The following is a 12,001-nucleotide window of genomic DNA, read 5'->3' on the forward strand; positions in this document are numbered from 1 at the left end:
CAAGCAAGTTCCCCTAGGAGTGAACTCTAATGAACCAGGTTTTTAGAACCCATATACTGGTCCCACTAATTGCCGTAGCAATAACAATTCCTTCGGTATTATTGGGACAACAGCCACCACCGCCGCGTCCATCGGCACCTGCCAATGCGTCGAGTGGTCAAAACTTTATCGCCTTGAGCCGTGGCCCCGTCCACGAAGCGTTCGCACAGCCGACGCGTACCAGTCGCAGCGCGGCCATCGTGGTTGATCAGCAACCACCGGCACCGATCGACGAACTGCCACCCCGCGAAGTTCCTCAAACCGACGACATCCAATGGATCCCCGGTTATTGGGGTTGGGATCCGGCCGATTATGAGTTCGTGTGGGTCAGTGGTGTTTGGCGTCGTCCTCCGGAAGGAATGACGTGGCTACCAGGCGATTGGGTTTCGCATGATGGCGGCTATGCCTGGATCAGCGGTGCCTGGGTGGAAGAAGGCAATCTGACCTTGGTCACCAAGACTCCGCCGGAAGTTCGTGAAGAAGACCCAGGCCAGGCCCCATCGGCCAATCACTTCTGGGTGCCAGGACATTGGGTGTATCAAGCTAATGATTATCGCTGGGAACCTGGCTTCTGGGCGGAAGGTCGCCGAAACGAAGTCTGGATTCCGCAGCGTTATGTTTGGATGCCACGCGGTTATCTGCTTGTCAGTGGCTATTGGGATTACCCACTGGAACAACGCGGAATCCTGTTCAGCCCGGTGCGTATCGAGGCTGCCCAGCAGCAGGTTCGTTATACGCCCAGCGTGGTCGTTTCCGTTCAAACGCTGCCAACGCATCTGTTCGTTTATCAAGACTACGGCCACTACCACTTCGGCAACTACTACGACGTTCGTCCGAAACGTGGTCGTTTGACGGCCTGGGTCGGCCTTCAGCGTAGCTACTACGATCCGCTGTTCGTGTTCTATTCGACCGTCTACCGCGACCGCTTCGATTACTACCGAACGCGTCACGATTACTTCATTCAAAATGCGAATGCCCGTCCGGCTGTCGTGTGGAATGATTACAGAAACAGGACGTCCACTGGCGACATTCGTCCGCTGTTGGCCGCTTCGGTAACGCAGTTGGTCAACGACGTCGACACGAACGTCAAGCTGCAGTTCCGCGAAGACAACTCGCGATGGCAGCAGTATAGCGACCAGCGTTCGCGTTATCAGGAAATTGAGAAGCAGCGGCGTGAATCGTTTAAGGGTGATCGCCGTCAAGCATCGGCATCCGGAAATGCCTCGGCTCAAAGCAGTACGAGTATGAACTTCGGGCCACTGAGCGTGAATGTCGACCCGGAAAATCAACCTGAACCCAAGCAGGACAAGCGTCCTCAGCCGGAAAGCGGGGAGCAACCCAAGCGTCGTGGCAACGACAACCCAATGGGACCGAAGCCGCGAAATCCGGAACAACCCAACGTAACCGACCCGGCCAGCCCAGGTGCGGACATGCCGAAACCGGATCGTCCCAAGCCTGAGTCTCCCAAGCCTGAGTCTCCCAAGCCTGAGTCTCCCAAGCCTGAGTCTCCCAAGCCTGAGTCTCCCAAGCCTGAGTCTCCCAAGCCTGAGTCTCCCAAGCCTGAGTCTCCCAAGCCAGAGTCTCCAAAACCTGAGTCTCCAAAACCTGAGTCTCCAAAACCTGAGTCTCCAAAACCTGAGTCTCCAAAACCTGAGTCTCCAAAACCTGAGTCTCCAAAACCTGAGTCTCCAAAACCTGAGTCTCCAAAACCTGAGTCTCCAAAACCTGAAGCTCCAAAACCTGAAGCTCCAAAACCTGAAGCTCCTAAGCCCGAGACGCCCAAGCCCAAGGCTCCGAAGAGTCCTCAACCACCATCGAATCCTGGATTGGGTGATCCAGGACCGAACAATCCTCCTCGTGGGGAAGCTGGTGGTCGCGGCAACTCAGGCGAACGTCCTGGACGCGGCAATGGCAACCGGGGCAAATCGGGTCGTGGCTAAATGCCAAATCAACCTTCCCGCTAAACGCAAAAGGCCTGTCTACGGACAGGCCTTTCCTTTTTCTTGCTCCGCACGACTAATAAATGTTGCCTCCCTTGGACGGAAGCGAGTCACGCAGTTCCCGAATGCCGCGACTGGTGTGCCGCGAACCGTGTAGACTCACGTTGGATAAACGCGGCATTCCGTGCAGGTGCACCAGTCCTTTGTCGGTGAACCGCGTACTCTGGGCATGCAGGTACTGCAGCTTCCCAAGCTGGCCCACCGTCTTGAGCGCATCATCGGTAAGATTCTTGCAGCCAGAAAGATGGAGCACCACCAGGTTCTTCAATCCGGCAAGATGCTTGATGCCCTGGTCGCTAACGTTTGATCCAACGATGCTGAGATTATCAAGCTGCTTCATCTCGCCGATCACTTCCAACGCATCATCCGAGATATCGGCACTACGCAGGTCTAACGTCGTGAGTTTGTCCAAAGGAACGATTGCCTTCAATCCGTCTGCGGTGATGCTCTTCGCGCCTGCCAAATCAAGCTTTTCCAGGTGTTTCAGTGCGGCGACATGCTGTAGCAACTGGTCGCTGCCGTAGTAATTGATTCGTAAATAGTTCAGCTTTTCGAGCCCTTCCAGCCAACGGTAGTCCATGCCTTCCAGCTGGTTTGTCTCAAAGTGTAGCGAGGTCGTGTTGCGGCAATACTTGAGCGCCTCCAGCTTCTCGGCCGTCAGCGGTCCCATCCAGTCAACACTCTGTCCGTTGGTTCCATTGATCAGACGAATCCAATCTCTGAAGATGACAACGTGCTTAGTGTACTGCCCAAAAGTCAGCAGAAACCCCTCAGGCGTCACGTTGGTCAGCGAAAGCCTAATCGACTTTAAACGTGATGCGTACGGCATATTGCCGATGCCTTCGTCTCCGACCGGCACACTGGTAAGTTCCAGATTAACGAGCGTGTCAGCGGCGATCAGTCCCCGAAGTTCCGCGTCGGTCATCGGCGCGTCACTCACTTCAAGGGAAACAATTGTCGGATGACCGGCGAGATACGTGGCCCACTCAGGATAGACGGGGTGAGAAATGTAGAGCCGTTTCACGCTGATCTTATCCCGCAGCAGCCAGAAGCTCTCGAAGCCCAGGTCTTTGGTAACCAGCCATTCGATCGAAAGATTGGGGATCGAAGCCAAGTGACCGATACCGACGTCGGTCATCGTGAAGTCCTGCCGCAAGATCTGCAAGCGAGGATGGTCTCGCAGGTGAACCAGTCCCTCTTCGTCCATCTTGGTTCGATGGATGTCGAGTACTTCCAAGCGTTTCAGCTTGCCGACATGTTCCAGCGAAGCGTTGGTCAGCGGAATGCTCCAGATAGCCAGCTTCCGCAGTCGCGGCAAGTCTTCGAGCACGGCCAAGCTATCGTCCTGAATGCGAGCTCCCGGGATGTACAGTTCTTCCAGCGTAGGAGTCTGACGAAGCAGCTGCAATTGTTCGTCTTTGATTCGCTTATGATGCCAGTCGACGGCGATGATGTTCGAGAAGTAGTAGCTACCAAAGAGTTGATGAACCCACTCGGGTCCCCACGTTCCCCAGCGAACATCTCCCCTAGCATCCGCAATCTGGGCGGCGACCTCATGCTGCTCATCAACCCAGGTCATGTGCCAACGCCAGAGACCAAAGCAACCGGCCGCCAACGTGCAGAAGATCAGCAGCGACCGCAGTCCAAATTGACGAAGAAAGCGAGGCATAAAGCGAGACTCGCATGAGGAGAGGGGTGGTTTCCGTTGAAGCTAACAGAAGCCTGGGGCAAACGCAAAGTTTTCGAAGCGTTTGCCGGTCCGTGCGAGAGCTCATCTACAGCGCCACTTCACCGTAGTGAATCGTACAACTTTCGCAGACCTTCGGTCGTAAGCCTAGTGCCGGTCGTTTCCACGTAGGAAAGGTTCGGCATACCATAGAGATACTCAAGACCTTCGTCGGTGGTGTTTGTATTAGCGATATCCAGCTTGCGAAGTTTCTTCAATTGCCCGACGTAACGCAGCGACTCGTCGGTCAATTGAAGGCATCCGGCGATGTCAAGTTCTTCGAGGTTCATGAGTGCCACGATCGAACTCATTCCCTCGTCGGTAACACTGGCACCTTGAATACTCAACCGTTTGAGCTGCGTGATCGTGCCAATCGCCTTCAAATGCTCATCAGAAACCTTAGAGACCGGCAGTACCAACACCTCCAAAGACTTAGCTGATGCCAGCTCAGCCAACTCATCAGGCGTCACATTGCTATAAAGGAACAGGACAACGGTCTCCAGCTTTTTCAGCGAACCCATGTTCTTCATAATTGGGCCATCAGCCACAAACCCTATCCTGATCTTCTCCAGTGATTTCAACTCGGGCAAAAAAGTGAAATCGATCGTACCGGGAAAATTTGTGGAGTAGAAAGTGAGCGATGTTGCTTGACGACAGTTGGCTAGGGCCGGCAGGTCTGCGGCCGTCAGCGAACCACTCCAATCAACGTCCCGTTTTGCGGACCTGTCGATGAGCTTGATCCAGTTGTTTCGTATGACGACTTCGGTAGCCGACGGGCCGAGGCTGTTAAGTAGTCCCGTACCGGTCACATCGGTTCCGCTGAGAGACAGTCTTGTAAGTCGTGTTGCACTGGCAATCTGGCTTATCGCGGTATCGTCCATCGGCACGTTTTGGAGTGATAACGTTTGCAGAGTGTTCGCGGACAACAACCCGGCCAACTGATCGTTTTGCACCAACGCGTCGGAGACGTTCAACTGGACTAGGGTAGGGTGCCCGGCCAGGTATTTCGCCCATTGATCGGTCTCCGGGGCTTTCACTTTGAGCACCAACACCCGAAAGTCTTCCCGCAGCTGGCGAAAGGTCTTCTCCCTTCCACCGTGCAGAACAAGATGGGTCATTTGCAAATTCTTGATCGTGGAAAGGTGATCGACTCCCACCTCGCTGATCTGCATGTCATGGCGGATGACCTTTAGGCGGGGATGGTTTCGCAAGTGCACCAGTCCCGCCTCTGTCATTGCGGTTCGATGGATATCGAGCGTGTCCAGGTGCTTAAGCCTTCCGACGTGCTGCAGAGTATCGTTCTTCAGACGCGTGTTCCACAGAGCCAGCTTTCGAAGCTTAGGCAAATCTCCCAGCACCTCCAGGCTTTGCCCCTGGAGATCGGTGCCAGGCAAATACAATTCCTCCAGGGTCGGTATCTGCCGAAGCAGTTGAAGATATTTACTTCCAATCCTCTTATGGTTTAGATCAACGGCAACAATTTCGGAGAAGTAGTAGCTGCCGAAAGCCTGGTGAATCCACTGCGGCCCCCACGTCTTCCAGCGAATACTCCCCCCTTCGTCCGCGATCTGGGATGCGACCTCATGCTGCTGATCCACCCAGGTCATGTGCCAGCGCCATAGGCCAAAGCAGACCGCTGCAAGCGTGCAGAAGATCAGCAGGGTGCGCAGTCCGAATTGACGTAGAAAGCGGGGCATACCTAAGCACATTCAAGGAGAGACCTTCCACCTTTATTGTGGAAAGTATCAAATGCCTTGCGATATGGCAAAGATATTGGCGCCGCGCGGCGTAACTAAGCGACTGCTCGTCTAAGCAAAAACTAACAAGTGATTGACTTCCCGAGTTAGTTTTGTGGCGGCAACTCTCCCTTGGCGTATTGGACGTCGTAATCGAATACGAGCCCTTCTTTCGGTACGACAATATTTAGTTCAGGGATTTCCGTGGCTCCGTCACTAAGATTCTTGGGGAGGTAATTCACCATGGCCGCGCCGACGATATACGAAATCTTAACCACGCAAGGACCTGGGACGACGCCAAACTGGTCTTTGAGAAACTGGGCCTTGAATTGCCCGTTTTCATCGGTGTTGGCAACCGAAGGGCGATCTCCGGATACGGGAGCAATCTCGACATGAACTCCTGGGACCGGTTTCCCGTTGACGGTAATCGTCCCCGTTACGGGTGCCGTTTTAATTCCGGAGTCGTCCGCACATCCAAGCAACATTAGGCTCATTGCGGCGATAAGCACATAGAGTAACTGACGCATGGTTCTAACACTTTTTATAGGATAGATAGATTAAACATCGCAAGGACAACGTTGTGTCCCGAAAGTCTTGTATGCTCAGATCGAAGAAACGGACGGCAGATGGGAAGTAACCTACCCATCTGCCGATCTGGCTTTTAAAACATTGAGCCTGAGATGGCGAGCCTGAGGACCGGTCTCTAATTAGTACTGGCCGAGAACGTTGCCGTCAGCACGTCTTCCAATGTCACGATGTGTATTGACATTGATCGTTTCCGAGATGAAGTGAACCGATCCATCGCCGAAGACAAACTGCACGCCTCCAGGATGAAAGCTGCTGAAACCTTTGCGGTAACTGTTATTGATCACACCACCATTGGTTTCTGAGCCTTGAAAATAGTTGATGGGGTAATTCGTCAAGCTCAGCAGAGGTGAAGCGTTGTCCCCATTACCTGGATAGTTTTCTACGCCCAACCATCCAGGAATATCCTGGGTACTGTCCTCATGGGCCTTTTCACCTACCAAGTAAGTGTTACTGAGGCCGTCCGTTACATCGGAAAAGGTAAGCTCGTCCCGGCGAATGAGGATTCCATTGCTGGCTCCGTAGTTGATACCGTCGCCGGCACATCCCGTGTAGGTAGACCGGCCGACGCCCCCATCTCGCTTGAGTCCCTGAAAATCCTTATCGGGAATGTTCGCACTGCCGCTCGGGCAATTCCAGACTTTCAATTCGCTGCCAACTAGTTCGACAAATGGCCTGATTGACGCTGGCCACGCACTGGGATCTGTACCCCCGTTATGCGACGTCGCCTTGGCAGTATTGATCAGGTCACCAAGTCGATTTCGCGTCGGCGCCATGACTTCATACTCATTATCCAATTCCAAGAATGGAAAGATCATGACGGTCCAACCCCATTCCATTTCGTTGCCAGAATGGGTGGTATCAAAATCGTAGTGGCCTGCCGGAAGCTTGCCAAACGTGTCGTGAAAGTTGTGGGATGCGAGTCCAATCTGCTTCAAGTTATTTGTGCAGGACATACGTCGAGCAGCTTCGCGAGCTTGCTGCACGGCAGGCAAAAGCAGTGCGATCAGCACGCCGATGATAGCAATAACAACGAGCAGCTCCACGAGGGTAAAACCACGGCGAGTCATAAAGAATTCTCCCAAACACAATCAATGAAAGATCATAAAGATAACAAGTGGGAGCATGATGGACGGTAGCAGGCGGGAGCTTTGGGAGGCAGCCAAAGCATGCTGAAATTCTAACCACAGAAGCCGATCACAAATCATCTTTTTTAGGTAAAACATACTCGTTTTTAGGAAACAGTATTAACATCAAATAAACTACTAACCCCAATGCAAAACGCTAAATACCTACATAAATTTTTAACACCGTCGACATCCCAATAACGAGTCGGCGTAAGGGAAAGCAGGCAAGCTCTCGATGTATCCAATACGTGGCAGCGCCACAGAACAAAGCACCCGGCCGCCAATGGGCAGAAGATCAGCAGCGACCGCAGCACGAATTGACGAAGAAAGCGAGTCATAAAATGCGACTCGCAGGAAAAGATGGACGGTTTCCGCTGTAGCTAAGAGAAGCGACGGATAGACACCAAGTTTTTGCAGTCGGCTACTGCTTACTAATACACTGGTTTTATCAGCGACTCGCGATCGATGTAGCCGAGCTTCAGTCCCCATTCCTTGATACTGGCAACCAGTCTGGAGTCGACCAGCGTCTCGTGTCCAGGCTGTGCATCGGGGCAGTGATGGACGATCATCTCCTTCGCGGCGGTCTGGTCCATGCCCAGCCCCACCAGATACAACCACATGATGGTGGGACTGCGCATCTGCCCAGCAATACAGTGAAGATAAACCTGAGAGTTCGGCACGTTTAGCATGCTATGCAGCGTGCCGACCGCTTCCAACGCATCCTTCGTTGGCATTCGGATAAAGTCGTCGATAGGAACCTGCCGAATCTCAGCGAAGCCCGCATCGATCGTCGACGTAAGACTTGGAGTTTCGCTCACATTGAGAATATGCGTGTAGCCTTGCTCCAGCAAATAGGCACATCGCACCGGAGCCGGAAACCGCCCGATCGCGACCCGCGTGGTAACAGGAAAGACACCTTCCTGAAAGGCTTTGATCATCTCCGGGCGCATGCTGAACCTATGAAGTACCGAACCTGATGTCTTTGCTGGGAGTATCTTCTGACGTTCTTGAATACTCTACTCTTACCGCATCTGTTCACTAAGAAACAAGAGCATCCGACGGTAGAGCTCCGTCGGCAGAGGGCAAGCGGCGGTTTCCGTTGAAGCGAAACGCAGTGCTTCAATGAAGCAAAGCCCTGAATACGCGCTAACAATAGACAGGTGATTTCAGGACACTATGACTAAGAAGTGGTGAACGTTGTCCCGGCAAAAAAAATGCGTGCGACGGTTATTAACCGTCGCACGCTTGCCACTACCATCGCCATGCCAGACGAATGGTACTTGTTAAACGAGGTTTAAATTAGTATTCACCGACCGTTTGGCCGTCGTTGCGAATACCAAGTGCCTGGTAGACACCGTAAGGCTTGGAAGTTTTGAATTCGATCGTTTCCGCGAGGAAGTGGACCGAACCATCCACGAAAGCGAAGTTACATCCGCCGGGGTGTTGGCTAACGAAAGGATTGCGACTGCGAGGATTTCCAACCACAACCGCTGGATTCATCGGATAATTCACCGAAGAACAGATGGCCGCACAATGATTACCATTGCCGGCGGATTTGGGAGCCCCTAACCAAGTCATCTCATCGTAGGTAACACCCGGGACACTTTTCTCACCGATCATCAGCGTGTTGCTGGTTCCGTCCGTGATATCCTCGAAGCCAAATTCCTTCACGTAGACAAAGACGCCGCCGGAATCCGCCGTGCCGAAGTTGCTGGAATTTCCGTGATTGCCAACATACGTCGAGCGGGCCACGCCTTCATCTCGTTTGTACGTATTGTTGTAGGAGGTACCGTCATCGGCGGTGAAGCTTCCGTCGCTGAATTGCTTATCAACTTCGTTGGTCGAACTGGGACAATTCCATGCGGGAAGCAATTGGCTGGTTGCCTGCACAAATCCCTGCCACTGGGAAGGGTAATCGGAAATGGCTGAACTGCCAGGCAAGTTCCCCAGCGCGTCCAAGATCACATACAGCTTGGTATCGCCGACACGCATCACTTCGTATTCATTATTGAGATCCATGAACGGAAAGATCTGAACCGTCCACGCGAACTCAGGATTCCCACCGTGCGCTGCCGAATCAGGATATCCAGCAGGAAGCTGTCCATAGGTATCGTGATGGTTGTGAAGAGCCAACGCGATCTGTTTCATGTTGTTTGTGCACTGCATGCGTCGAGCAGCCTCGCGAGCCTGCTGAACGGCCGGTAAAAGCAGTGCGATGAGTACCCCAATGATGGCGATAACAACAAGCAACTCCACGAGGGTAAAACCGCGACGTGTCATTACGTTCTCCCAAAAAACACAAGAAGGCAAGAATCAATAAGAGGCTAAAGGAAGCATGATGGGGCAGGAAATTTTTGCTTTAAGAGGCATTTAAAGCATTTACAAATAGTACCAAGAGAGCCGAATCAATGTCATCGTTTTTAGGAAAATCGCCATCGTTTTCAGGAAGTCCTCGGAGGTTTTTAACATTAATTTTCCCTTGACTACAAACTTCACGCACTCTTGATGTCGCTTAGAAATCGAGCGAGGCAAGAATCTGAAGCACGCTATCATCCTGAGGATTACGCTTAAGAAGTGGTGTCCAAGAAATTACCGATGCGGCGCAGGGCATCGAAATCTGAAGCCTAAGATCGCGGCAAATCGCGGGACTGCTCCCACAACGCGGCAAACCATTCAAGCGACTCAAGTTCGCTACGCAGCGGCGTGCGGATGAACTCTGGGGCGCGAAAGATATACTCGACCGACTTCCTTTTTCCTTCTTCGCAAAGCGACTCGAGATGCGTGATCGCCGACGTATGGGAGAAGGCTTCACCCAGATCGTTCAACTCGTGGAAGTTGTTGGGCAAACCGGTCCAGATGACGGCGTCGAAGTCGGTTTGATCGGCCCAGTCAGAGATTGTCTTCGGGACAGTGGCTTGTGAGAGGCCGCTTGATTCGGTGCGGGGTAGATAGACACCGACTTGTTGTTCCGATGCATTTTCGCGGATCCTCAGATCCTGGATCGCTTGGGCAGGGCTCTCTCGGTTGCTGATCGTGTAGGCCACACGGCACTCGGCACCAAGCTCTTCCTCCAGCACCAGGGTGAGTGCCCGCTTGCGACTGACGGAGATGCGTGTGAACTCCAATCGCAACAAGGGACCATCGAAATACCAAGGGCCGTGATGCTGATCGAACTGGGGTCGGTCGTCCCAGAGCAGGGACCCCCAACCAATGATGGCCGTTTTCATAGTGCTTTGTTCAGCGGGGCTACGGTTCGCCTGATGGATCTTTGTCCTGACTGTTGTCCTTGTCTTTGCCTTCGTCGGAGTTGGCATACGCCAGATAGGCACCGACGGCGATCATACCGACTGCGACACCCAGGCTACCGATCGCTTTCGACATGTCGTGCGAGTCGCTCATGTTGTACTCGGTCGCGATCAATTTGAGCCCAGACAGGGCCAGTGCGCCACCTAGAGCAGCGAGTACAATCCCGAAGGTTTTCATTCTTTGTTTTCAATTCTGATGAGTACGAACATAAAAAAAGGCGAGCCACCGCTAGGGTAGCCCGCCTTCGTAGTCCTTTACAAGACACAATCCTTGGATCGAGAAAACCTCAGCTAGTCCCAGTTGAGACCGCTGGAGCTTTGGTACTCGGTCACCCGCGTTTCAAAGAAGTTCTTTTCTTTGGCGAGGTCCATCGTTTCGCTCATCCATGGGAACGGGTTGTTCGATTGGTTGAACTGCTTCGGCAGGCCGATACGTTCCAAGCGGCGATCGGCAATGTGATGCACATAATCGCGGAACAGGTCACGGTTCAAACCGAGGATGCCGTTAGGCAGGCAGTCCGAAGCGTAGGCGATTTCCAGTTCGACTGCTTCGTGAATCAGGTCGATGATCGACTGCTGGAACTCTTCCGTCCAGACGTCTGGGTTCTCTTCCTTGATACCGTTGATCAGGTCGATACCGAAGTTCAAGTGAACCGTTTCATCACGAAGAATATATTGAAACTGCTCACCGATACCCGTCATCAGGTTACGGCGATGGAACGACAGCACCATCACGAAACCAGTATAGAAGAAAATACCTTCCATGATGATGTAGTAGCCGATCAGGTTCTTCAGGAAGGTTTGAATTCCTTCGTACGAGTCGGTCTTGAAGTCTGGGTCGAGCACTTCGCGGGTCAAGTTCATCTCGAACTCGTCCTTCTTGGTGATCGCCGGGACTTCGTGATACATGTTGAAGACTTCGCCTTCGTTCAGGCCCAGGCTTTCCACCACATACAGGAACGTGTGCGAGTGGATCGCTTCTTCAAAGGCCTGACGCAGCAGGTACTGGCGAGCTTCGGCGTTGGTCACGTGCTTGAAGATGGCCAGCACCAAGTTGTTACCCACCAGGCTTTCCGCAGTGGAGAAGAAACCGAGGTTCCGCATGATGACCTTACGCTCATCTTCGGTCAGCTTGTCGCTCCGCCAGGTTTCAATGTCCTTGGTCATGGGAACTTCGGTAGGCATCCAGTGATTGGCGCAACCGTTGAGGTAATGTTCCCAGGCCCAGTGATACTTCAGCGGCATCAGCTGGTTCACGTCCACCTGGTGAGCGTTGATCAGACGCTTCTCACTGGCGTTGACGCGCTGTGTTCCAGTCATTTCGGTATCGAAGCCGAGGCTTGGAGTAGACATCGTGTTTCTCCGAAGGGAAAGTTGTGCAGGGAAATTGCTTCTTGCAAGGGCGTCGGCCGCAATGGCCACTGGGCCGACGCATGTTCAACGCGTGCCTAACCGCAAAGCGGATGGCGAGGACAACGCGTGC

At 53.1% G+C, this 12,001-nt stretch carries 10 protein-coding genes; 1 reads left to right on the forward strand and 9 read right to left on the reverse strand.

The features are described from left to right. Positions 1-29 precede the first annotated feature (29 nt). Positions 30-1,979 (forward strand): hypothetical protein, encoded by a 1,950-nt coding sequence (locus PSR63_RS27995; RefSeq protein ID WP_274329593.1) that lies wholly within the window; start codon positions 30-32, stop codon positions 1,977-1,979. Between the two features lie 76 nt (positions 1,980-2,055). Here the strand turns inward: PSR63_RS27995 and PSR63_RS28000 are convergent, their stop codons facing one another. The 9 genes from PSR63_RS28000 to PSR63_RS28040 form a co-directional block, all read right to left on the reverse strand. Continuing rightward, the gene (locus PSR63_RS28000; protein WP_274329595.1) at positions 2,056-3,708 is read right to left on the reverse strand and encodes a leucine-rich repeat domain-containing protein; all 1,653 of its coding nucleotides are present in this window, start codon (positions 3,706-3,708) and stop codon (positions 2,056-2,058) included. 119 nt (positions 3,709-3,827) lie between these two features. Further along, positions 3,828-5,462: a leucine-rich repeat domain-containing protein gene (locus PSR63_RS28005; RefSeq protein WP_274329597.1), complete on the reverse strand. Its 1,635-nt coding sequence runs from the start codon at positions 5,460-5,462 to the stop codon at positions 3,828-3,830. A 146-nt stretch (positions 5,463-5,608) separates the two neighbouring features. Continuing rightward, complete coding sequence (locus PSR63_RS28010) at positions 5,609-6,028, reverse strand: carboxypeptidase-like regulatory domain-containing protein (protein ID WP_274329599.1); 420 nt, start codon at positions 6,026-6,028, stop codon at positions 5,609-5,611. A 180-nt stretch (positions 6,029-6,208) separates the two neighbouring features. Then, a complete protein-coding gene (locus tag PSR63_RS28015) occupies positions 6,209-7,156 on the reverse strand; it encodes a DUF1559 domain-containing protein (protein WP_274329601.1) in 948 nt (315 codons plus the stop codon). 488 nt (positions 7,157-7,644) lie between these two features. After that, complete coding sequence (locus tag PSR63_RS28020) at positions 7,645-8,151, reverse strand: phosphatase domain-containing putative toxin (RefSeq protein ID WP_274329603.1); 507 nt, start codon at positions 8,149-8,151, stop codon at positions 7,645-7,647. Positions 8,152-8,512: 361 nt separating this feature from the next. Further along, positions 8,513-9,493, reverse strand: coding sequence for a DUF1559 family PulG-like putative transporter (locus PSR63_RS28025; protein ID WP_274329605.1), 981 nt, complete (start codon positions 9,491-9,493; stop codon positions 8,513-8,515). A 344-nt stretch (positions 9,494-9,837) separates the two neighbouring features. Continuing rightward, a complete protein-coding gene (locus PSR63_RS28030) occupies positions 9,838-10,440 on the reverse strand; it encodes a hypothetical protein (protein WP_274329607.1) in 603 nt (200 codons plus the stop codon). 19 nt (positions 10,441-10,459) lie between these two features. Beyond that, a complete protein-coding gene (locus PSR63_RS28035; protein ID WP_274329609.1) occupies positions 10,460-10,696 on the reverse strand; it encodes a hypothetical protein in 237 nt (78 codons plus the stop codon). 113 nt (positions 10,697-10,809) lie between these two features. After that, positions 10,810-11,871 (reverse strand): ribonucleotide-diphosphate reductase subunit beta, encoded by a 1,062-nt coding sequence (locus PSR63_RS28040; RefSeq protein ID WP_274329611.1) that lies wholly within the window; start codon positions 11,869-11,871, stop codon positions 10,810-10,812. Between the last annotated feature and the right edge of the window lie 130 nt (positions 11,872-12,001).

The organism is Bremerella sp. P1 (assembly GCF_028748185.1).
Classification (GTDB): domain Bacteria; phylum Planctomycetota; class Planctomycetia; order Pirellulales; family Pirellulaceae; genus Bremerella.